This window comes from Chloroflexus sp. MS-G, assembly GCF_000735195.1.
Lineage (GTDB): Bacteria > Chloroflexota > Chloroflexia > Chloroflexales > Chloroflexaceae > Chloroflexus.
This window is the reverse complement of the sequence record NZ_JPIM01000014.1, coordinates 24,023-47,466: the sequence shown is the minus strand read 5'-3', so window position 1 is coordinate 47,466 and position 23,444 is coordinate 24,023. Positions and strand designations below refer to the sequence as shown.

Sequence of the window (23,444 nt, the reverse complement as noted above, 5' to 3'; positions counted from 1 at the left end):
ACGCGCTAGGTGCAGGTTTAGAACTCACACCTTTTCTCACTCCTCTATCTTATACTGGCATTTCTCATCGCTGCGGCAACGAACCGTTCGGCAGCGTGTGGACAAGAGAGAAAGTGTATGTGAATGTACGAAGCCAGGGTATTCTTGATCACCACACCTTCGGTTGCAGTATGAGGCCGTAGTTCGTCGGGCAAACAGGTGTAGAGCGACGGTAGTGTTGGTGGTCGCTCTGCCCACACCGAGTAATGAAACTCGTGACCGCGCAGGGTCTCACCGGCACGCCAGAGCCACGTGTCGGTTTGAGATGTTATAGTGCGATACCCCAGTGTCAGACGCTGCGTCATACGCGATTGACCGGGCAGCACGCCGACCATAGGGAAAGCCTGACCGTGCTGGTCAATGAGTGTTTCGGTCAGGTACATCAACCCGCCACATTCGGCGTATATCGGCACTCCGGCTTCGGCAGCGATGCGAATTGCCTGGCGAAGCCTGGTATTGGCGCTCAGTTGTGCGGCATACAATTCAGGAAAGCCCCCGCACAGATAGATGGCAGCGGTCCGTTCTGGAAGAGTAACGTCGTGTAACGGGCTGAAGAAGGCTAATTCGGCGCCAGCAACCTGTAAGAGATCGAGGTTGTCGGGGTAGATAAAGTTAAAGGCTTCATCACGAGCAACTGCAATAACCGGTTTGGTGTTTGTGTCAGGTGGTGAAACGGTTGGCAGCGGCGTTACAGGGAGTGGTGGTGCAGTACGGGCAATATTGAGCAAATGGTCGAGATCAATGGTAGCAGCAACACGGTCGGCGACATGCGATAGCCATTCCTGCCAGCGCCCCGGCTCAATGACCGGTATCAGGCCCAGATGACGTTCAGGCAGCGTCAGTTCCGGAGCACGTTCAAGAAAGCCTAGTACCGGCACGCCAATCGTCTGTTCAATTGCACTACGGATGAGTGCTGCGTGACGCGGACTACCGACGCGGTTCAAAATAACGCCACCGATCCGTAGCCGACGATCAAAGTCGCGTAAGCCAGCGATGAGTGCAGCAGCGGTACGCGCCATTGCGCGCGCATCGAGCACGATAATCACCGGTGTCGCTGTCAGGCGGGCGATATGAGCACTACTGCCGGTATCGTCTGTCGCACCGTAGCCATCGAAAAGACCCATCACTCCTTCAATGAGCGCCAGATCGGTTCCAGCACTGCGTCGCGCCAGAATACCGGTCATCTGTTCGGGGGCAACAAGCCAGGAATCGAGGTTGTGGCATGGCCGTCCAGCAGCCAGCGCATGGTAACCGGGATCGATGTAATCGGGACCGCATTTGAACGGCGCAACTTGCAGACCACGCCGTCGGAGCGCAGCGATCACGCCGGCGGTCAGGGTCGTCTTTCCACTGCCGCTCATCGGTGCGGCGAACAGTAGTCTGGGGAGCAGGATTGTCTTTTCGCTCAAGGTGTTCATATCTCTTCCCAGAGCATTGGCTCTGCCGGATACTGAGCCGGGTCGTACCAGGCCAGGGTGTCGGCCAGCAGTGCCACGTCACCCACGACGAGCACTGCCGGCGGCGGAAGTTGCGCTAACCGTTGATGTTCAGCCATCGTGCCCAACGTTGCTCGTAAGGTTCGCTGTTGATGACTAGCCCCACGACTGATCAGGGCAGCCGGCGTGTCAGGATTACGGCCAGCAGCGATCAGCGCAGTGCAGACCTGCTCGATCCGACCGAGTGCCATCAGGACAACCAGAGTGGGGGTAGCGGCAAGCAATGACCAACTGATTCCACTACAGCCGTGGTCGGTGACTTCGTGACCAGAGACGACGGTGAACGCCGAGGCGATGCCGCGCCAGGTTAGGGGAATACCGGCGCAGAGTGGCACTGCCAGCGCCGACGACACACCTGGTACAATCTCAAACGGCAGACCGGCGGCGGCCAGAGCTGCCGCCTCTTCGGCGACATGGGCAAATACGCCCGGATCACCACCCTTCAAACGCACGACCTGCAAGCCATTACGCACCAGACGAACCAACGTCTCATTGATGCCATCCTGTCGCCAGGCGTGATGACCGGGACGCTTGCCGACAAAGATGCGTTCAGCGTGCGCTGGTGCTTCGTCGAGTAGGGATGCGGCAATGAGACGATCGTAGAGCACGACATCAGCCTGCCGCAATACATTCAGACCGCGTACTGTTATCAAATCGGCCCGACCAGGGCCGGCGCCAACGAGGTATGCTTTACCGCTCATGGGTGCTTACTCCAATAGTTTCTAGCCAACTGGCGATGGCATCGCGTAAGGCGGTAGATCGGGTGGGAGCGCTACCGATACTGCTCACAGTCACAGTGATGCCGCCACTGCGATAGACAGCCGGTACATGAAAGTCACCTTCGGTCGGGTTATCGGCTACATTGCAGAGCGCTCCGATGGCAATGGCAGCGGCAGCAATCCGTGCATTGACAGTACGATCGTTGGTTGCCGCAAATACCAGTCTTGCGCCATTGAGATCACCTGGTTGGTAGGTTCGACGTTCCCAGATGAGCCGCCCCTCCTCGGCCCATGCCATTAATTGAGTAGTCGCGGTTGGGCTGATTAGTCGTACCGGTACCCCGGCTGCTAGCAGGCCGCGTACCTTACGTTCACCGACATTGCCACCGCCAATAACGACTGCCGGGAAATGAGCGGGTTTGGTCAGAATGATCGGGTAGTCGCTCGCTCCGGTTGCCAGCATAGCAGTGGTCGGTTGATAAGGGCGCGTTGTGTAGCCGCGTGGAGTGACCACATGCCCAGACAGGTGAAAGCTCTGGCTATTCCCGACCAGTACCAGTGTCAGCATGTCGGCCAGAGCAGGATCGGTGGCTGCCAGCGTGGTAACGGTAATCTGTTCATCGTCACGGCTCACCTGTCGGCCAAAGACAACCGGTGTTGTTGGCGGGCGATGGTCGCGCAAAATAGCGAGAGCAGCGGCGAGTTGCCAGTTGCGCCCTTGTGAACGTGGGTTGTAGAGTGCGACGACGAAATCGGCCTGGGCCGCAGCACGCAATCGCCGTTCGATCAGCGACCACGGCGTGAGTAAATCGCTGAGGCTGATCAGACAAAGGTCATGATTGATCGGTGCACCGATGCGAGCAGCCAGCGCCTGAAATGCACTGACACCCGGAATAACTTCAACGACCGGATCGCGGCCATTCCAACCGATGGCCTGTAATTGCTCGAACACAGGAGCAGCCATCGCGTAAATCCCTATGTCACCACTGCTTACCAAGGCTACACGCCGACCAGATCGCGCCAGGTCAATCGCCATCTGTGCCCGTCCTATCTCGTCACCCATAGCTGGTGTTGCAATCACCTCTTGATCGGCACGGAGCAGGGGCCTGATCAGGTCGATATACCGTGCGTAACCCATCACAACCTCCGCATTGCTCAGCGCCCGCCGAGCTAACTCGGTGAGATGGGCCAGATCGCCGGGGCCAATACTGACCAGCCTGAGCTGACCGGTGGCAGAAGGCAAAGCAATGGAAGCGGCTTGGCCGAGGGCAACAGCAACCGTGCATTGGGCAAAGACCTGTTTGGGAACCAGGAGTGGCCCTTGGGCTGCGATTGTCGCACATGGCTCGGCTACACCGGGGAGAGCAAAGCGAGTTGCGGCACTTGGGCTAAACGCTTGCGGATCGAGGGCTTGCAGTTGATCGGTGTTAATGACCGTAAGCGGAACACCGAAATGATCGGCCAGCGCAATAATACCGGCCTCATCGGCCTTCAGTTCGGCGGTCGCAAGAGCAGCGACACACTCGGTCAGCAGATCATGCTGCGCCAGTGTTGTTGTGACTGCGGTAGCAAGTTCATCAACCGGAACACCACGACGACAACCGATGCCGATCACCAGCGATGGGAGAAAATAACGTAACGCTTTGTGGCGTAATTTATTCCAGAGAGGGTCAAGCCGCCGGTACGAAACAAGAATCGCTGCGGCAAAACGGGGATCGGTCAGCAGCTCGGCTTCATTCACCCATTCAACCGTTGCCACCGAAGCCAACTCGGTGGTTAACAGGGCACGCGCTGCCGGTAGCGCCGGATCGACCCACACCCCAACGGGATCGCCGTTCACCAGGCAAGCCATAACGTGAGTTGTGGCTGAATCCGGCGCCAGGCGCCAACCCTGTTCCTTTCCGATGAGATCGAGGGCTGGCAGGCCCTGAACGTCGCTTGCAGTCGTGATAGCGGCCAGACCGGCGGTGATGGTTGCAATCCGACGGGCTAGCGCATTCGCACCGGCACGATGCCCGCCAACCAGGGGTACAACAACCTGACCCTGTTCATCGAGGCAGATCACCGCCGGATCGACTGTTTTCGCGTTGAGCAGTGGTGCGATCAAGCGCACGGCAATCCCGGTTGCGGCGATGAAGATAATCGCGCTACTCTGACGCCAGGCCATCTGCACCGCTTCGCGCAGTGTTGTGTACGTCCGTCCGCCAGGAACTGTCGCAACGAATCGCTCTGGCACCCAGATCGTCGCCGGAACGTGTTGTGCCAACCGATTAGCAAGTTCGACGCCGGCACGGCTAACGGCAATGATCGACGATGGTGTCGTAGCTGCCTCTGCCGGGGTATATTGATCACTGAGTTTCCTCTTCATTTGCTATCTTTATCTGTCTTGGTCAAGAGGTGCTTGTTCTTGCTCAGGAGATCGCTCTCGTTCCTCATATCAGGCCTAAGAATGGAAAGCAGACTGATCGCTGTTCTCACCATTTCCATCATCTGACACGATACGCCGTCGAAGGCGATGGCTAAACTGCGGATTGTAGAGATGGCTGGTCGGTCGGTCAGTACGTTTGTGGGCTGGATCGAGCGCCGCACTGACTAGAATCAGAGCCTGACGGGTAAAGCCAGCAGCCTTCACGCTGGCGACAATATCGCCTAACGTGCCGTGGATGATCACTTCATCGGGCCAGGAGACGCGATAGGCCACTACAACCGGCGTTTCTGGCGTGTAAACACCACCGGCCAAGAGATCGTCAACCACCTGCTGAATACGGGTAATCCCCAGGTAGATCGCCAGCGAAGCACCGTGAGCCGCCAGGCCGCGTAGATGTTCGCGTTCTGGCAACGGTGTTCGTCCGCCGGGGCGGGTCAGGATGATGGTTTGCACCAGTTCGGGCACCGTCAACTCAACACCAAGGCGTGCGGCGAGGGCGAAGGCTGCGGTGACACCGGGTACAATCTCGTAGGGAATACCGGCTTCGTCAAGCGCCACCATCTGTTCGTGAATCGCTCCGTACAGCGCCGGATCGCCGCTGTGTAAGCGAACCACCACTTGCCCGGCCCGTGCCGCTTCGCTCATCACCTGTACGATCTGCGCGAGGTGCATTTCGACCGAGCCGATAATGCGTGCTTCAGGCCGGGCATACGCCAACGGTAGGGCTGCATCTACCAGACTATCAGCGTAGAGGATCAGGTTAGCCTGTGCCAGAAGATCACGTCCACGCACTGTAATAAGATCGGGGGCACCGGGGCCGGCACCGACAAAATAGACGGTACCTGGAGTAGCAGGGTAGATCATAGCCATCCTCCACGACGAACGATGACCAACGACAGATAAGGACGATGCTGGAGATCGAGTGTGCGCAGATCGCGGGTGATGAATTCGCCCTCCAACCCGACTCGCTCGGCGTAGAGGGCATTGTCGAGCAGATTGAGTTGCTGCAAGGCTGTGACAATTGTTGGTAGGGCCGTACCGGCTTTCATCAGCACAACGGTATTGAAATCGTTGAGCAGCCGTTGCAGAGTGAGCATGTCGGTTTCATAGCTGGCCGGCAACACGACGAACCGCTCGTCGGCCATGGTCAACGGGACACCACCGGCAGCGGCAGCCGCAGCAAATGAGGTGATGCCGGGAATGATCTTGACGGTGATGTTGGCAGCAGTGTGTAGTTCACGCCACAGATAACTGAATGTGCCGTACAGTAGAGGATCACCGAGTAAGAGATAGACACCCCGTTGTCGGCCGGTCAGTTCTTGCTGAATCGTTGCGGCAGCCGCTTGCCAGGCTGGGCGCAATTGACCGGCATCGCGAGTCATTGGCAGAGGCAGACTCACTAGACGCTGGCGCTCTTGATCGATCCAGGGTGTGGCAATCTGTAGCGCGATACTGGCATCACCCTCACGACTAAGGGGGGTGAAAATGACATCAGCGCTTTGAATGGCGCGTAATCCCTTAAGCGTAATCAATTCCGGATCACCGGGACCAACGCCGACGGCGATCAGCTCGGGAAGTTCAGTCATAGGTTGCCTCTTTTCGCCAGACAACGATATACACTGGGTTGAGTGCGGCAAACCGCAAATCAGTTTGAATTGGTGCCCCACGATTGATCTGAACATGGGTAACCCGGGCCCCTGGTAAGAGCTGCACTACCTGGGCAAGATGGCCGGTCATGACGAGATTGATCACCAATCGCCCGGCAGGGTGCAGTCGTTGGCGAGCCAGCGTTACGATGTCGGATAGACGCCCACCGCTGCCACCCACAAATACAGCATGCGGATCAGGCCACGACCGGCATGCTTCTGGCGCTTCGCCATGAAACACGTGCAGATTGGGCGCCGGGAAGCGGCGCAGATTCGTCTGAATGTGATCAATGAAAACCGCCCGGCGCTCAACTGCATAGACCTGCGCGGTTGGCCATGCCCGAGCTGCCTCAATCGCTACCGATCCACTACCGGCGCCGATGTCCCACAACACCTCACCTGGCCGAATTGCCAGTTCGGCCAGATTGAGCAGCCGAACCTCGCGTTTTGTCAATTGACCGGCTTCAGTTCTAAAAGCTTCATCGGGTAAACCGGGTGGAACCGGCTGACGCGGCTGGTCGTTCCAGACAATCAACACATTCAACGGATCGAACGTACTGTTCACGATCTCGGCGAGCGTTGCTCGTACAACTCGTTGTTGTGTTCCGCCGAGCTGTTCACATACCGCACAGCGACTATCTGGTGCTAATCCGGCAGTGATCAACGCCTGCGCAATGACTGCTGGTGTCTGCTGATGATCGGTCAGGATTGCTGCCTTAGCTGCGCCAAGAACCGCAGGAATGATATTGGCAAATGGACGCCCGTGCGCACTGAGTAAGATGGCGTCGTGCCAGGGTTCGGCGAGGGCGGCAAACGCAAGTTGGGCCGCCGTAGGTGCCGGTATGATCTCAAGCGCTTCGGGTGGAAACCGCCGGCGCAAGCTACTGCCAATACCGTACCAAAGAGGATCACCCGATGCCAGCACGACGGCGGTTTCTCCGCTCTCCCAGGCACTATACAACCGCGATAGGGCCGGTTCAACGCTAGCTTCGATGGTCAGGCGTTCAGCGGGAACATCGGCAAACGCCGCGAGCTGTCGCTTACCGCCAACCAGCAAATCGGCGCGCCGAATCCGTTCGCAGAGATGAACGGGCAGGCCCTCGGCGCCGGCAGCAGTCAGACCAACAACCAAAATAGGTGTGCGTCGACTCATACATCCTCCACCGGCTCGTCGGTCTCAGGCAACGGTTCGTTCGGTAGACGTTCGATCAGCGGTGGCGGTGGTGTTATCGGTGTCGTTGGTTGCATACCGGTTCTGGCCGCACGTGCAAGCACGTTCCCGTCGAAATCGACGAGAATCGTCTCAAAATCCATCGTTCCACCCAGACTGGTAATGAACCGCAGACATTGATCGAGCGCCAATTCGACAATCCGTTGCAGTGGTGCTATCAGACCATTGGCCTGGCACAGTTCGAGAAAGTGCCGACCAGTGTTGGCACGTGCTACTTCCTCGACGAAGGTATCTGGCGCACCAACTTCGCGACAGACCTGAGCCAGAAACGTAAAATCAACCTGATTACCGGCGACGTGGGTTTGCATGTGGCCCTGAGCGGTTTTGATCATCTTGCCGATCATACCTACAAATGCAGCCGCTGAAACCCCATGACTGACACATACCTTCAGAGCATCGCCAGTGAACACACTCAACTCGACAAACGCAATTTCTGGTAATTCGGGAAAAATCTGCATAGCGAATTTTTCTGAACGACCACCGGTACATAAGATAATTTTTGGCACACCGTTCCGAGCTGCCATTTCCACAGCCTGGATCACACTGGCTCGCCAGGCTGCCGTACTGTATGGGAAGACTTTGCCGGTTGTACCGAGAATACTGATACCGCCCACAATCCCAAGTCGGGGATTTAGAGTCTTCTGGGCGATCCGTTCGCCATCGGGCACACTGATGATAACCTCAAGCCCCTGCCGATCAAGAAAGGCCTCACCATCGGGCGCATATTCACGTACTGCATCGATAACATTCGCGGTAATTTGTTGGCGGGGCACCGGGTTAATTGCAGGACCGCCGATTGGTAAGCCGAGACCGGGCAGCGTTACTCGACCGACACCCTGCCCACCCTCAATATGTATCCCCGGTGTGGCAACAATCCGTACCTGGGCGCAGATCAAGGCCCCGTGGGTCACATCAGGGTCATCGCCAGCATCCTTCACCATACAGCAGTATGCACCATCGGCATCAAGCCGGGTGATGGCCGGGGTCATTGTTGCTGTCTCACCGATTGGCAGCGTAATCGTGACCTGTTCCGGCCAGCGTCCACTCAAGAGCGCGATGGTAGCCGCCTTCGCCGCTGCCGCAGCGTTACTGCCGGTGGTATAGCCGGTGCGTGTGCCGCGTTTATTCCGTGGTGGAACCATATCGGCCATGGGCATCTCCATTATGCGCTGTTATCTTCACCCGTTGCCAGCCGCAGCAGCGCATTGACAACCGCCGTCGCCACCGGCGATCCACCTTTGCGCCCGACGCTAACGATCCATTCGACATCGGTACAGGCCATGAGAGCCTCTTTGCTCTCGACAGTGTTGACGAAGCCAACCGGTGTACCAACGATTAACGCCGGTCGTGCACCACGATCGAGCAGAGCGATCACCTCAAGCAGAGCGGTTGGTGCGTTGCCAATCGCCACGATGGCTCCATCCAGGCGACCCTGCTCATACGCCCAGCGCATGGCCGCCGCGCTACGGGTAAGACCAGTAGCAGCAGCGAATGCCAGCACCGGTTCGCTATCGTTGAAACAATCAACACGACCACCGAGATGGTGCAACCGTCGTTGATCGATCCCGACTCGCACCATCTGCACATCGGTGATGACCGCACATCCACGCTGCAAGGCGGTAATACCGGCTTCAACTGCACTAGAGCTGGCCTTGATCAGCTCGGCGAACTCAAAATCGGCGGTGGTGTGAATGACTCGTTCTACGATGGCCACGAGTGGCGATGGTACGATAACGTTGCGGGCAGCCAGCTCGGCACGAATGATAGCAAACGAGCGTGCGGCGATCTCGGCGCCACTCGCCGTTGGCAACGCATGGTTGTTCATGGCATTGCTCCTCGCCGTAATTGAACTGCCACTTCTGCTACGCGCCGCCCCAGCGCGTATGCCTGAGCCAGGTCTTCCTCAGTCACTGCGCCAACAGCAGTTGCACCGTAGTATGATCCGGATCGGATCATCATTTCACTCCACGGTAAGCCAACAATAATCATCCCGCCACCCAACATCCAGTGCAGCACCGAGAGTAGGGTAAACTCGGTACCCGAATGTCGTCCGGCGCTGCTGGTGAAGGCAGCACCGATCTTTCCGGCTAAACTGCCTTCTTCCCATAGATCGCCGGTAGTGTCGAGCCAGCGTTTGAGCGTACCTTTGATCCCTGTCCAGTTTGGCGTACCGATAATGATACCGTCGGCCTCGATCAGATCGGCTTTGGTGGCATGATTGGGTTGGCTGATCTTGACCGTTACGCCAGGCACAGATGTGGCGCCATCGGCAATTGCCTGGGCCAGGTGAGCGATGGTATCACCTACGTCGTGCAGGATGAAGATATGGCACATTGTGTTGTTCATCGTTGAATATGCTCTTTCCAGTAGTGGTAGGTCTTGGCGACTGCCGTGACCACGTTTTTGATCTCTCCATCAAGGCGAAACTGTGGGCCTGCGGGCAACAGCAAGGTGCGATCTTCCCGTCGTACACTGACATTTTCTACGATGATCGCACGTAACAGCCAGATAGCCATCTCTTCGCTCTCGCAAATCAGACCAATCCAGCCTGGTGCGACATCGGTAGTGACCGGCAGATCGGTCACCATCGTCAAGGCGCGGCGAAGTTCAGCAATGACACGGGCGTAGCCTTCTGGATCGACCCGTATGGTTTCCGGATCAACCGGTTCGAGCAGGGTACCGCGATGAGGTGGGCCACCGGCTAATGCCAGTTCACAGAAGGGATTGCTCGGATCATCACCGCCCCAAATGCGATCCCACGCCACCTGCCCGGTTTCGTCGAAGACAAGCGGCGCTGCACTCATCGGTGCAGCACTTACCGGACGACCGCCACGGTAGCGTGGCGGCAAGATGGTTTTCATCCCGTTGTTCGCTGTCTCGCCACGCAACCCGTGTTCGTGATCGCTGGTCTGTGGCCGACCAAAGTCGGCGGTGTAGCCCGGAAACAGGCGTCGATATTTACAAACATCACAGTTTACTGCGGCGTACCCCTCGGTTGCCTCTTGAAATCGTTGCTGGATGGCGGCAATCACGCCTTCGTGAAGCCCAAGATGTTCGGTCACCACGAAATCATGATCAGGATAGCGTGAGCGTGCATCGTTGACCTGTGATCTGATCCGTTGCAAAATACGCCCACTGAAGAGCAGATACGGTATCACAATGATCCGACGGGCGCCAAGCGCAACACAGGCTTTTATCGTTTCAGGTACCCTTGGCGTGGTGATACTGTAAAAGCCATACATAACGTGAGCATAGCCGCGCCCTTCCCATAGCAGACGCGCCATACGCGCAACGTCGGCATTGCTGTCGGGGTCGCTACTGCCTCGTCCGATCAGAGCGAGGGCGGTCTCGGCGCGAGGAACCGGCGGTACTGCCGCTTCAGCCTCATGCAACCGGTCAGCTAACGCCTTGAGTAGGGCATACTGGACGCCGAGCGGAGCGCCGTAGTGAATGGTCACGTCAGGCCAGCGTAGTCTTGCCTGCTGCAAGGCCACCGGAATATCGTTCTTCTGATGACCGGCAGCCCCTAGGAGCAACGGTAGGGCGATGATGCGCCGATAACCAGCGCGAGCGCACTCATCGAGCGCCTGACCAATCGGGGGATCGGCCAGCTCCAGAAAACAGGGTTGTACAGAGCAATCGAGCCGTTCTTGCACCAGACTCGCCAATTGGTGATATTCAGCAAGGCCGTCTGGATCGTCGGTTCCGTGTCCAATCAAGAGAAGAGCTGTCTTCGTCATTGCCATTACCTCTGCCAGCGCTGGAATACCACGCCGATACCTAACCCGATCACCACCATCCCTACCGCCAAGCGCACGATCTGTCGGGCCTGCGCGATCATGGCGGCATTGGGAACGCACGAGCCACTGCCGAGCGCGTAATGATCACGCTTCGTGAGTATCGTATCGAGCGCTCCGGCCATTGCCGCCATCGGCCAGCCCGCGTTAGGTGAAGCCGTCTTCCCTGCGTCACGTCGTGCAATGTGCCAGGCCTCTCGTCCACGCCGGTTGACGATCTGCGCCGCTAATGCAATCAGGATCGCCGTCAGACGAGCCGGTATGATGTTGAAGCCATCATCGCAGCGCGCAGCGACCTTGCCCAGGTATTCGTAAGTTGGTGTACGATAGCCCCACATCGCGTCGGCAGTGTTGGTAAAACGGTAGATTACCATTGCCGGTAGACCGCCGATCAATAGCGCCAGGAGGGGTGCGATCACGCTATCACTGAGGTTCTCGGCCAGCGACTCGATTGCAGCCCCGGCAACCTCAGCCGCACTGAGATCGGCGGTAGGGCGACTGACCAGGTGCCAGCCCAGTAAGCGACGTGCTGCAACGAGATCACCGTTGGCGAGGGCAGTTTCTACCGCGGCCACGGCTCGATCCAGGTCACGATAGGCCATTAGGAACGAGGCACAGCCACTCTGTGCCAACCAGTGCTGCGGTAGCCAGGACACAACACTACTGCTCAACCACCAGCCCAACCCTAGCCAACCTGCTCCCCAAACTAAGCGCGCCCATGATGTATCGGGGGCATATCGCTCGCCCAGGCGCAGCCAGTGTCCCATGAGCGCAACTGGGTGCAGATTCCCCAATGGATCACCCAGACCCTGATCAATCGCCAATGCTAAGAGCGCGATGGTGCACCGCCGGCGTAGTCGTTCAATGCTCATCACACCATACCTCTGGCGGAGCGATGAGCAGACGGATTGCTTCATCGTTCCATAGTTGTCGGGGAGAACCAACCGCAGCGACGCTGCCTCCGTGCAACACAATCACCAGATCGGCCCAGCGCCTGGTGAGCGCGAGATCATGAGTCGCCATGACGACGGTTCGTCCTTGGGCAACCAATCGATCAAACACCCGCAGAATCTGCTGCCTCGCCCACAGGTCCAGCCCAGAGGTGGTTTCATCGACCAGAAGATACTGCGGCCGCATCGCCAGTACCCCGGCCAGCGCCACGCGCGCCTTTTGCCCACCGCTCAGCGCGTGGGTTGGGCGGTCGAGGAGATCGGTCACGTCGCACAATGCAGCGGCTTCACGTACCGCGTCCTCTGCTTCTGCAGGGCGTAATCCCAGATTGAGTGGCCCAAAGCTGATGTCTTGCCAGACACTGGCACTAAAGAGTTGCTCGTCCGGTGATTGCATCACCATTCCCACATACTGCCGAACGTACCGCATGTCGGCGCGTGCATAGCCGATTGGACGATCACCAAGACGAACCTGGCCCTGTTGCGGACGAAGCAGCCCTGCACCAACCAACAGCAACGTACTCTTCCCGGCGCCGTTGCGCCCCAGAATCGCAACCCGCTGCCCGGTGGGAATCGTCAAGGAAACGTTCTGGAGTGCCGGAACCGAAGAACCGTCAAAGCGGTACGAGACTCGTTCAAACGTCAGCATGGCTGTTATCCCCACATGCGTGCCAGGCTCACGGTGATCACCATGAGCACCAGAAAGGCCCACAAGCGCCAATCGTGGTGATACCTGATCGGTAACACGCGCACCTCGCCGCAGAATCCGCGACCGATCAACGCCTGTTCGAGCATCCGACTGCGCTGATACGCAGCCATGAACAACTGACTACCAATAAGCGCCGAGCTCCGCAGCGTTGAACGCCAGGAAGCATATCCCAGTCGGGCTTTCTGCGCGATGACCATGCGCTCGAGCGTGTCAAGCAAGAGAAAGATAGCCCGATAACTTAGGATCATCACCTCGATCAGAATAGTCGGTATCCGCCATCGGTGGAAGAGATCGATCAGATCGACCAGCGGCGTGGTCAAGGCCAGAACATTGAGCGCCGACACGCACGCGATCACCCGGATGAAGACCTGCCCCGCGAGCAGGACGGATGAACGGTCCATACTCACCCAGAACGGCCCAATCGGCACCGCAGCAGTCGATGCGTCAACGCCGAGGCGTACCGCAATCCCGATGACCGATAGCATCAGAAACATACTCTCGGTGCTCAGGACGGCAATCACGACTCGCCATGGGAGACGCGCATAGCCGATGGCAAGACCGACCATCCAGAGCAGCGCCAGCCCGCTGACCAACGGTCGGTCGAGGACGAGGCAGAGCACGATCGTTGTCAGTGCGATCGCGCTCTTCTGAGCCGGATCGACCATGCGGAGCCGATTGGTAAAGGCGTAGCGATCGATCACCCGCAGCATGGATCACCGATCTCGTTGTTGACGCCGACCGTGCTGCCAGCCAAAGAAGTAGCCGATCACGCCGGCGCCTAGCCCGGCTTGAAGGGCAAACAACAGACTTTCTGTCTCGCTCCCCGGTGGCTCAAACAGGGGCACAACCCATGGCGTATAGTCGGGGTTCACCTCGGTAATCGCCTGTGCTGCCGCAGCATCGGCACCACCGAACTCGGTATCGCGAATGAGCAGCAGCGGCGCGACTGCCAACGCAACGACGATCAGACTCAAGATCATAACGACCGGCCAGGATAACGGTTGTGCGTTCATGGACGGATTCCTTTCACCGCAAGGGCTTCCAGTTCTGCTTTGGCATTCGTTTGCAAGGCATTCATGATCAACACCGTCAGGACCCCTTCGCTGATCGCGAGCGGTATTTGCGTGACGGCAAAGATGGCGCCGAATTTGATAATGGATGCGCCGATGCCACCGACCGGATCGGGATGCGCAAGTGCCAATTGCAGGGCGGTGACCACATACGTGGTGAGATCGGCCAGCGCTGCCGCCAGAAAGACGGTTACCCAGAAGGGTGCGCGTCCGTTCAGACTCCGCCAGATGAGCCATGCCACCCACGGGCCGACGACCGCCATACTAAATGCATTCGCGCCGAGGGTGGTGAGACCACCGTGTGCAATCAAGAGGGCCTGAAACAGCAACACGATCGAGCCGAGAATACTCATCACCCATGGCCCAAACAGGATGGCACCGAGCCCGGTGCCGGTCGGGTGACTGCTCGATCCGGTGACACTGGGCAATTTCAGGGCACTGAGAACGAAGGTAAATGCGGCGGCAAAGCCAAGCAAGAGACGGACTTCAGGAGTATCGCTGATAAGTGCACGGAGGCGACGAACACCGATGACCCAAAAGGGAATGACCACCACAAACCAAAACAATGCCCACAGTGGCGGGAGAAACCCCTCCATGATGTGCATCGCATACGCCGGTCGCGCCTCAAACACAAGGAAGAGGACCGCCCCTACACTGACGATAAGCCACCGCTGCCATCGTTTCATCGGAGACCTCCATTGCTGATACATTGCTACTTCGATTGCTGCTCACCTTCCGACACACCAGCTTCAGCAAATGTTGCCATCTCGTCGAGTATTTTGCAAGCTGCCTGACAGATTGACATTGCCAGGACTGCACCGGTACCTTCTCCCAGCCGCATGTTGAGATCGAGGAGCGGTTGGAGATCGAGATGGCTGTAGACGGCACTATGCCCACGCTCAACCGAGCGGTGACCGGCGATCATATACGGCGTGGCGGCAGGTGCTAACGTTGCTGCGATCAGGGCTGCTGCCCCCGAAATGAAACCGTCGATAACGACCGGCACCCGTCGGGCCGCCGCGCCGAGTATGACACCAGCCAGGCCGCCGATTTCCAGGCCGCCTACCTTCGCCAACACGTCGAGACCATCGTTCGGATGAGGACGATGGAGCGTCAGGCCCTTCTCGATGACCGCAATTTTTCGAGCCAAACCGGCATCGTCAATACCGGTACCGCGTCCGGTCACCTCGCTGGCCGGGCGACCGGTGATCGCGGCGACAATGGCACTCGCTGCCGTGGTGTTGGCAATGCCCATTTCTCCGGTAGCCAGCAGATCGACTCCACTATCAATCGCTTCATTCGCACACGTAATACCAACTTCTATTGATTGTCGGGCAAGCTCGCGACTCATTGCCGGTTCTTCGGTGAAGTCGGCTGTACCATACGCAAGTTTGCGACTGATTAGCTCAGGATGGGCCGGTAAATCGGTTGCAACACCAATATCAACTACGATCACACGGGCGCCGACATGACGGGCCAGCACGTTGATCGCTGCGCCCCCACGCAAGAAGTTTAAGACCATTTGTGGAGTAACCTCTTTTGGAAATGCACTGACACCCTGGCGGGCAACACCGTGATCACCGGCCATGACAATCACAGCCGGCGTAGTTAACCGTGGCCGTTCGCGTCCGGTGATACCGGCAATCCGGATCGATAGCTCTTCCAATCGTCCGAGTGAACCTGCTGGTTTCGTAAGCGTATCCTGGCGGCGACGCGCAGCAGTAGCTGCCTGATCGTCGAGTGGCCCGATCTGATTGATAGTTGTTTGAAGCAGATCCATGGGTTCCTCCTTTCCTTTGTTTATTGCTACGCTGATTCGTGATAGTCGTCCTGTGCCGTAGACAGTCCCTCGCGCACAGCTTCACCCTGGTTCAGAATCTCGGCGATGGTGGCTTGGGCTTCCGGTGAAGGATTACGCCACATTCCTCGACCAATTGCTTCGTTGAGCCGTTCGGCAATCGCCTGTAATGCCCAGGGATTCACTTCTTGCAACCACTGCTGTACGTCCGGATCACGTACATACCGTTCTGTAACCTGCTCATACATCCAGTCGGCCAGTACCTGGGCCGTCGCATCGTAGCCGAAGAGGTAATCAACAGTTGCCGCCAGTTCTAGGCCACCTTTGTACCCGTGCCGACGCATACTTTCCAGCCATTTCGGATTGACCACCCGCGCCCGAAAGACACGACGGGCTTCTTCACGTAGATCGCGAGTGCGCGGTCGTGACGGATCACTGCTATCACCAAAGTAGCGCGCCGGATTCCGTCCGGTGAGGGCCCGAATCGTTGCGATCATGCCACCGTGAAACTGAAAATAATCATCGCTGTCGAAAATATCGTGTTCGCGATTGTCCTGATTTTTGGTAGCGACCTGTACCGTGCTGAGCGCAGCCGCAAAAGCTGTTTCTGCCGGGACACCCTGTTCAGTGGCGGTGTACGCATAGCCGCCCCAGCGTAGATACACGTGCGCCAGATCGGTATCGTTCGTCCAGTTTTGCCCATCGATCAGGGGGAGCATCCCGGCACCGTAACTTCCCGGTGGGCTGCCAAAGATGCGGTAGCGCGCTTCACGTTGTGCCGTTTCAACGGGCATACCACCCTCTGCCAGGGTCTGCGCTGTCAGGTGGGCATGCTTACGCGGGAAATTCAGTTCAAGCGGTTCCTCAAGATCAATGATCGTCTGCACTGCCTGATCAAGCAGCTCAATCAGATGCGGAAACGCATCGCGGAAGAAGCCACTAATCCGACAGACGACATCGATGCGTGGCCGTCCCAATTCGGCGAGCGGAATAACCTCAAAGCCGATAACCCGCCGATTTTCGCGTTGCCAGCGCGGTCGCACGCCCAACAAGGCCATCACCTGCGCCACATCATCACCCGCAGTACGGATAAGACTAGTACCCCAGATGCTGATACCCACACTTTCGGGCCATGTGCCGTATTCCCGCTGATAGCGGCGCAACAAATCATTTGCCAGCCCCTGGCCGGTCTCCCAGGCAGCCATACTGGGCACGCTACGCGGATCAAGGCTGTAGAAGTTGCGTCCAGTGGGCAACACATGCGCCATTCCTCGTGTGGGGGCACCACTTGGCCCTGGTGGTACGAAGCGTCCGGCCAAGGCTGCCAGCAGATGTTCGATTTCGGCAGCGGCACTCTGGCGGAGCCGTGGCACAAGCTGGTCACAGGCGTAGTGTAGGGCTTGCAAGATAGGTGAACTGTCACTGCAACCGGGTAGCACCTGTGCTACCACCTCACCAATTGCCGACGCAGCCCAGTCGTGGTCACAAAGCTGACGCAGTAGGGTTCGACAGAGTGTTTCGATGTGTTCAATCAGATCGGCATTCGTCAAAAAGTGCTCGTCTCCGGCGCGCCGCCGCCCTGGCGCTTCCTGTAATGCCGACCAGTCAACGCCAAGTGCAGTGGCGACGGCGGCTGGCAGACTAGGGGCATCGAGATTTGGCAACCGCAGCAGATGATACACGAGATCGACGAACTGCTCACCTTCTGGCAATGTACCGAGAATATGCAACCCATCACGAATCTGGGCACCGGTCAGCTCGCACAGATACCCTTCAATGTCTTCGAGGAGATGGGCCACCTCGCGCCCCTCTAGTTCAGCCAGGACAGTCGGTGTGCCATCATCCAGCACACTGCCATCCCACTCGTGACGATGATCACCGTGATCGGCCTGCAATATGTAGCGTAGGTCATCGGCCAATTGACTACGTTGGAGCACATTCCAAATCTGCCGTTGCAAGAGTGGTAGCTTGGTTGGATCGAGTCGCTCCATACGATAGTACTCATCAACCAGTTGAGCCAGCTCGGCCAGATCACCATATGCACCGGCACTTGTCATCGGTGGGGTGAGATGATCCACAATGACCGCGTGGGCGCGCCGTTTTGCCTGTGTACCCTCACCGGGGTCGTTGATGATGAAAGGGTAGATCAAAGGCATATCAGCCAGGAAGGGATCGGGAAAACAAAGGGCACTCAAACCAACCCCTTTACCAGGCAACCATTCGAGGGTACCGTGCTTGCCGAGATGGATCATGGCATCAGCTCGCCATTCATCACGCAACCAGCGGTAAAGGGCGTAGTAGTTATGCGGTGGCGGTAAATCAGGTCGGTGATAAATGGCGTCAGGGTCCATATCGTAGCCACGTGGTGGTTGGAGGGCGATAAAGCAGTTGCCAACTTCCATTCCGGCCAGCGCCAGATCACCGCGGTGTACATACGCCTGGCCGGGGGGCGGTCCCCACTGACGGATCATAGCCTCTTGCAACGGCAGCGGTAATTCGGCAAACCAGCGCCGATAGGTTTCGCCAGGAATACGATAGGCCTGTGCCAACTGCTCGGTTGTCAGCCAGGTCTCATCATACGAACAGCGTGCGATTAGACTGGCAATCAGGTGATCACCACTCTCTGGTAATTCACCCACGGTATAACCAGCTTCACTGAGAGCCGCAAAGATACGCATCAACGACGCCGGTGCATCCAGGCCAACAGCATTTCCGATCCGTTGCGCTTTCGCACTGCTATTCGTCAAGATGATAGCAATTCGCTTCTGGCTGTTCGGCTTCCGGCGCAACCGGGTCAATCGCCAGACCAACCCAGCTAGGCGCTCGATCCGTTCGTGATCCGGTAATGAATGGGCGGCTGTTTCCCCTTCCTGCGACTTGAACGCAATCGGCACCCCGATGATACGGCCATCGAGTTCTGGTAGAGCAACGTTCATGGCTGTATCGAGCGGCCCAAGGCCACGACCATCGCGTTGCCACACCTCACGACTGCTGCTACTGAGCAGTGCCTGCACCACCGGAACATCAAGACGACTGAACGGATGCGGATCATCAGCACCAAGGGCGAAACTAAGGGTCGAAACGATCACATCCGGTGGGCCAGCTTGCTGCAACAATCCTAACCCAATCGGCAAACCGTCGGAAGCGGTTGACTTTAGCGATTGCGTATAGACAGCGCGTACCTGCATCCCACGTGCCTGCAAGCCCGTGATCAGTGCATCAACAAACGCTGTATTCCCGCTCAGAAGATGGGCACGGTAAAAGAGCACACCAACTGTCGGTGCATCGCTTGCTGCCGCCGTGATAGTCGCCGCATCTTGTCTGCGGCCACGGCGTGCCGGTCGTGGCGGGGTATACATCCCATGCAAGGGGAGATCAATCGGCGGATCGTAGCCCCATCCGCTTACCAGCAGATGGTCACTCAGACATTGCAGTCCGTTGGCCAGATTCACCGCCCCGCCTGCCCGAAAATAGGCGCTGATCAGCATCGCCAATGGTACTCCCACCGTTGATCGGGCCATTAGATCAGGGTCTACCTCATCGACTGCTGGCAGGCAGAGCAGAAAACCATCGGTAGCCGCAGCCCACTGCTGTAACCGTTCCAAACCGTACAGAAACGCAGCCGGACTATGGAGCCGCACCACCACAATGGCTGCCGCCGGTAGATGTTGTTCAAGCAAGCGATCTATTGCAGTTGGTTCGGTCAAGCGGCCAATATGCGCCATATACAGCGGAGCAAAACCTTCTGGGAGCAGCGTCTGTGCCTGCTCGAGGGCCAAGAGATCGGTGTCGGCCTGACTCAAAACAAGAATCCCACTGCCGGCCACTGCTGGCAAACGGTCGAGAGTAGTTGTCGCAGCTTCCACGCCATTCCAGGCAAAGCCATTGAACACATGCGGCGCCAGCGCTGGTGGTGGCGCAACAGGACGCTCAGCAGCCAACAAGTCTTCGATAAAATCGTACAGAACCGGTACTAACGCCGGATCATTGAGCGAGTGAAACCAATAGGGACGGCCATCAAACAACAAGAGGGCAACATTCGCCAGCGGGCATGGCCCCAGACACCCACCCTGACTGAGATGAACGCGATTGCGCAAACGACGGCGTTCCCATTCTTGATGGTACAGATCGGTCGGAACCGGCGCAAAACCACGTTCCGTATGACCACAGCAGCAACCGGTTGCGCAGACGATCAACATCCCCCGACGGGCGCCGGCATTTACCAGCCGCCCATCGAGCCGCTGCACCATATTGCGCTTAAGCTGTTCGCCCATGTGTCCCCCGTGTACCGGCTTAGGGAGCTGTTAGTACTCAATCCCTGGCTGTGCCCGAATCCCCTGGTCGCGGAATGGATGCTTTACTTCACGCATTTCCGTGACCAGATCGGCATACTCGATCAGTTCTGCCGGTGCATAGCGACCGGTAATGATGAGATGTAACATTGGCGGCTTGTTCGCTCGCAGCCACTCTACAACCTCAGTGGCAGGCAGCCAGCCATAGTGCATCACATATGTAAACTCATCGAGCAGAAAGACATCGAAATTACCACTCGTAATCTGTTGTTTGGCGATTTCCCAGCCATGCAATGCACGGGCCTGGGTCTCATCGAGATTGCGGCTCGTCCAGGTAAACCCATCACCGAGGGGCGTCAACGTAATCCCTATGCGTTCGAGTGCCCGCAATTCACCAAATCTTGCCTGTTCGTGCTTGATAAACTGCACACCACCGACGCGCATATTTCTTCCCCAGGCGCGCAACAAAATGCCAAGCGCGGCGGTAGTCTTCCCCTTCCCTTCACCGGTGTTGACAATCACCAGCCCCTTCGCTTGATGACTGGCGCGAACCGCTTTACGACGTGCAGCCGCTTCGGGCGAGGAACCCGGCCCAACCGGTGCAGTTGTCTCCTCAGACAAGGCCATCTCCTTCCATTGACATATAAACAAAAACCCCGACCTTCTCGGTCGGGGCTATGAAACGATGACGCCACATGATAGCCTCATGCAGGCCTCGTTCATCCTCCTTAGCTCGAGAAGGGCTGAACGAACACTCTATCGCGGCAGGCGTCCTGGCTTCCGGCTTATAGTAGCCGGTTACAGTTGCGGCACAGCGCTGGACTCTCACCAGCTTCCACCTTTACGCCCTGGCATCCGGGCCTACGGGTCACCGCGACGGATGATTGAATGTGCAATGTACAATGTGCAGCAATTATAGCACAGGTTTGGCAGCGAGGTGTGCAGTGGTGAGACATCGATCACATCTGCGTACCGGCTATCCCTCACTACACCGAACAGGGTGATTTCTAAACCTGTTCACTGAAGCGTGTGGATGTAACCCCGCCATCATGTTGTTATCCATCTACCCGTACCCATCCCCACATCGCCACTATGTCACTATGTCATAATGTGGTAGGGGCACAGCACCGCTGCGCCCCCTGGGTGCGCGGGCCACTGGCCCGCATTGCCCAGCGCCATATTCATCCCCGCATCGCCACTATATCGTAATGTGGTAGGGGCACAGCACCGCTGCGCCCCCTGGGTGCGCGGGCCACTGGCCCGCATTGCCCAGCGCCATATTCATCCCCGCATCGCCACTATGTCATAATGTGGTAGGGGCACAGCACCGCTGCGCCCCTACCAAAACTCCGTCTTGACCTCTGATAGCTGTATCCAACCACGGACTCTAAACCCGCCCTACCGTTTCACGACCATCGAAACGCCACCAGCTAAGGCCCTTACGGCCCAGTCGCCGCCAGAGTGAACTGATCAGACGGCGGTGCCGTCGTCGGGCACGGCGCGAGGCGTAAAAGGGGTCACTCTTGCAGAGCTGGCGGCGAATATGGAGACTCCGCCCAGAGAACAACCCACCGATAAATGCACTCAGATCGGCCAGTGAAGCCAGTTTGTCAGCTACCGCTAATACCCACCCTTCACGAGTGGTTGGACGTGGGCCAAAGGGGTACATGTGGCTAATGATAGCTGCCGAAACTGCTTCCGGCTCGCCCAGCTCAGCAGCTACCCGTGCCGCAATAGCGCCATGAGTGGTCAGGGTACCATAACGCGAGTCGAGGTCGTGTAAGAGGGCAGCACGAACACACGTTACCTGATCGGCGCCAAAAAATGGTGCCAGATAGTACGAGAAGTGTACCGAACGCATAAGATGATCATGCTTGGGAACACTGTGGTGCATATGGTAACGTGTCTCGATAACTCGTGGGTGGTGTAACAGATCAGTGATGGTTTCCCAGTACATCGCGACCCTTTTCCTGTATGTTGTTACCTGTTATGTTATACCATCTCTCGCACACTAACGCAATAGTAGCACAATGATTCTACCAGAGTATAACCAAGCTTGCCTTAGAAAGTTCTGAGAATGCTCCTATGACCCGGAAGCGCGAGCTGCTAGCCCGCGCTTGGCGTGAGCGGTGAAACCTGTTCAGACTGCTGTTCAACCGTCCTGGTATAGGTTGGCCCGATTGATACGGACGATGTAGCGGTCATCTGCGGCAAACCTCTGGTTGTCCCACCAATCATGCTCGTCACCGTATGGTAAGGGAAGGTTTCCCCGACCTCGCCTTGCGAGGGCCTGGGGGATGATGGCATCCTCATGCGACACACGATGGTTTCTTGCCATGTTACTGCAAGACCCAGACCAGAGACCTGCGCGCCCAGGCAAGCGCATGGGTCGGGGACCATCGGCAACCGTTCGGTCCAAACGATGAAAACTTTGCAAACGCCGACTGTCCCTTCATCAGCGCCGATTTTATTTTATTCTTCAGGTATAATATCTATGAAGCCGTGATTTCCAGCAGTATTCGGAGAGAATGTCATGAAGTTAAGAGGACGAGTTGCAATTATTACCGGTGCTTCTAGTGGGGTTGGTTACGCCGCTGCCCGGCTCTTCGCTCGCGAAGGAGCGACGGTCGTGGTCGCTGCCCGGCGACGTGAACGGCTTGAACATTTGGTCAGCATGATCACAACCGAGGGCCACAACGCTTTCGCAATTCCAACCGACATTACGGTCTCATCACAGGTCCAGTATCTGGTGGACACGACCGTCCAGATGATGGGGCGAGTCGATATCTTGTTAAACTGTGCCGGCAATATCGAGAAGATTGCGCCGCTCGAGCAATTTACCGACGCCGAGTGGCAAGAGGTTATGAATACCAATCTTAACGGCGTATTTTATTTGATGCGGGCAGTGGTACCGTATATGAAGCGTCAGCGGAGTGGTACCATTGTCAATCTCGGCTCACGGGTTGGGAAGGTTGGCGTGGCGAACATTGCACCGTTTTGCGCCGCCAAGTTCGCGTTATCGGGCCTGTCACAAGCCCTGGCACAAGAGTTACGCCCGTACAATGTCTTTGTGACTACCGTATACTCTGGGATGATCAATGCTGATATTGCACCGCTGAACCCGGCTGAAGATTTGCGTAAGCGTCTGATGACGGTTGATGATGTGGCGCAGGCGTTACTCTGGGTGTGTACACTGCCACCGAGTCTGCGCGTTGATGAATTGCCAATTATGCCGCGCACTGTCGATCTGTAGGCGGGTCAGGAGTTTA

Annotated in this window: 20 protein-coding genes and 1 riboswitch; of the genes, 1 reads left to right on the top strand and 19 read right to left on the bottom strand. The window is 57.5% G+C overall.

What is annotated here, in order from left to right:
* Positions 1–44: 44 nt before the first annotated feature.
* The 19 genes from JE47_RS0104285 to JE47_RS0104190 all read right to left on the bottom strand — a co-directional run bounded on the left by JE47_RS0104285 (position 45) and on the right by JE47_RS0104190 (position 22,132).
* Positions 45–1,457, bottom strand: a complete 1,413-nt coding sequence (locus JE47_RS0104285; protein WP_031458559.1) for a cobyrinate a,c-diamide synthase — start codon at positions 1,455–1,457, stop codon at positions 45–47.
* Positions 1,454–2,236 (bottom strand): uroporphyrinogen-III C-methyltransferase, encoded by a 783-nt coding sequence (gene cobA, locus JE47_RS0104280; RefSeq protein ID WP_031458558.1) that lies wholly within the window; start codon positions 2,234–2,236, stop codon positions 1,454–1,456. The genes JE47_RS0104285 and cobA overlap by 4 nt, the downstream gene beginning before the upstream one ends.
* Positions 2,226–4,622 (bottom strand): precorrin-3B C(17)-methyltransferase, encoded by a 2,397-nt coding sequence (gene cobJ / locus JE47_RS0104275; protein ID WP_051871062.1) that lies wholly within the window; start codon positions 4,620–4,622, stop codon positions 2,226–2,228. The genes cobA and cobJ overlap by 11 nt, the downstream gene beginning before the upstream one ends.
* 75 nt (positions 4,623–4,697) lie before the next feature.
* Positions 4,698–5,546: a precorrin-4 C(11)-methyltransferase gene (gene cobM / locus JE47_RS0104270; protein WP_035418971.1), complete on the bottom strand. Its 849-nt coding sequence runs from the start codon at positions 5,544–5,546 to the stop codon at positions 4,698–4,700.
* Positions 5,543–6,268 (bottom strand): precorrin-2 C(20)-methyltransferase, encoded by a 726-nt coding sequence (gene cobI, locus JE47_RS0104265; protein ID WP_031458555.1) that lies wholly within the window; start codon positions 6,266–6,268, stop codon positions 5,543–5,545. Before cobI ends, cobM begins: the two co-directional genes overlap by 4 nt.
* Complete coding sequence (locus JE47_RS0104260; RefSeq protein ID WP_031458554.1) at positions 6,261–7,481, bottom strand: bifunctional cobalt-precorrin-7 (C(5))-methyltransferase/cobalt-precorrin-6B (C(15))-methyltransferase; 1,221 nt, start codon at positions 7,479–7,481, stop codon at positions 6,261–6,263. The genes cobI and JE47_RS0104260 overlap by 8 nt, the downstream gene beginning before the upstream one ends.
* The gene (locus JE47_RS0104255) at positions 7,478–8,710 is read right to left on the bottom strand and encodes a cobalt-precorrin-5B (C(1))-methyltransferase (RefSeq protein WP_031458553.1); all 1,233 of its coding nucleotides are present in this window, start codon (positions 8,708–8,710) and stop codon (positions 7,478–7,480) included. Before JE47_RS0104255 ends, JE47_RS0104260 begins: the two co-directional genes overlap by 4 nt.
* A gap of 11 nt (positions 8,711–8,721) precedes the next feature.
* Entirely contained in the window at positions 8,722–9,384 is a 663-nt protein-coding gene (locus JE47_RS0104250; RefSeq protein WP_031458552.1) for a precorrin-8X methylmutase, read from the bottom strand.
* Complete coding sequence (locus JE47_RS0104245) at positions 9,381–9,905, bottom strand: NAD(P)H-dependent oxidoreductase (RefSeq protein WP_031458551.1); 525 nt, start codon at positions 9,903–9,905, stop codon at positions 9,381–9,383. The genes JE47_RS0104250 and JE47_RS0104245 overlap by 4 nt, the downstream gene beginning before the upstream one ends.
* Complete coding sequence (locus JE47_RS0104240) at positions 9,902–11,299, bottom strand: sirohydrochlorin chelatase (protein WP_031458550.1); 1,398 nt, start codon at positions 11,297–11,299, stop codon at positions 9,902–9,904. Before JE47_RS0104240 ends, JE47_RS0104245 begins: the two co-directional genes overlap by 4 nt.
* A gap of 5 nt (positions 11,300–11,304) precedes the next feature.
* Positions 11,305–12,228, bottom strand: coding sequence for an adenosylcobinamide-phosphate synthase CbiB (gene cbiB / locus JE47_RS0104235; RefSeq protein ID WP_031458549.1), 924 nt, complete (start codon positions 12,226–12,228; stop codon positions 11,305–11,307).
* Positions 12,218–12,955, bottom strand: a complete 738-nt coding sequence (locus JE47_RS0104230; RefSeq protein WP_236631133.1) for an energy-coupling factor ABC transporter ATP-binding protein — start codon at positions 12,953–12,955, stop codon at positions 12,218–12,220. The genes cbiB and JE47_RS0104230 overlap by 11 nt, the downstream gene beginning before the upstream one ends.
* Before the next feature lie 5 nt (positions 12,956–12,960).
* Entirely contained in the window at positions 12,961–13,725 is a 765-nt protein-coding gene (gene cbiQ, locus JE47_RS0104225; protein ID WP_031458547.1) for a cobalt ECF transporter T component CbiQ, read from the bottom strand.
* Between the two features lie 3 nt (positions 13,726–13,728).
* Positions 13,729–14,028 (bottom strand): energy-coupling factor ABC transporter substrate-binding protein, encoded by a 300-nt coding sequence (locus tag JE47_RS0104220; RefSeq protein ID WP_031458546.1) that lies wholly within the window; start codon positions 14,026–14,028, stop codon positions 13,729–13,731.
* Positions 14,025–14,771, bottom strand: coding sequence for an energy-coupling factor ABC transporter permease (locus JE47_RS0104215; protein WP_031458545.1), 747 nt, complete (start codon positions 14,769–14,771; stop codon positions 14,025–14,027). Before JE47_RS0104215 ends, JE47_RS0104220 begins: the two co-directional genes overlap by 4 nt.
* A gap of 26 nt (positions 14,772–14,797) precedes the next feature.
* On the bottom strand, positions 14,798–15,865 hold the full coding sequence (gene cobT / locus JE47_RS0104210) for a nicotinate-nucleotide--dimethylbenzimidazole phosphoribosyltransferase (RefSeq protein WP_031458544.1): 1,068 nt from the start codon (positions 15,863–15,865) through the stop codon (positions 14,798–14,800).
* Positions 15,866–15,891: 26 nt separating this feature from the next.
* Positions 15,892–20,157, bottom strand: a complete 4,266-nt coding sequence (cobN, locus tag JE47_RS0104205; RefSeq protein ID WP_031458543.1) for a cobaltochelatase subunit CobN — start codon at positions 20,155–20,157, stop codon at positions 15,892–15,894.
* 30 nt (positions 20,158–20,187) lie between these two features.
* On the bottom strand, positions 20,188–20,796 hold the full coding sequence (gene cobO, locus JE47_RS0104200) for a cob(I)yrinic acid a,c-diamide adenosyltransferase (protein WP_031458542.1): 609 nt from the start codon (positions 20,794–20,796) through the stop codon (positions 20,188–20,190).
* A 125-nt stretch (positions 20,797–20,921) separates the two neighbouring features.
* A riboswitch (cobalamin riboswitch) is annotated at positions 20,922–21,066 on the bottom strand.
* A gap of 496 nt (positions 21,067–21,562) precedes the next feature.
* Positions 21,563–22,132, bottom strand: a complete 570-nt coding sequence (locus JE47_RS0104190; protein WP_028459596.1) for an HD domain-containing protein — start codon at positions 22,130–22,132, stop codon at positions 21,563–21,565.
* A 576-nt stretch (positions 22,133–22,708) separates the two neighbouring features.
* On the opposite strand from JE47_RS0104190, the gene JE47_RS0104185 reads away from it, so the two are divergent.
* Complete coding sequence (locus JE47_RS0104185; RefSeq protein ID WP_031458540.1) at positions 22,709–23,428, top strand: SDR family oxidoreductase; 720 nt, start codon at positions 22,709–22,711, stop codon at positions 23,426–23,428.
* The last annotated feature ends 16 nt before the right edge of the window (positions 23,429–23,444 follow it).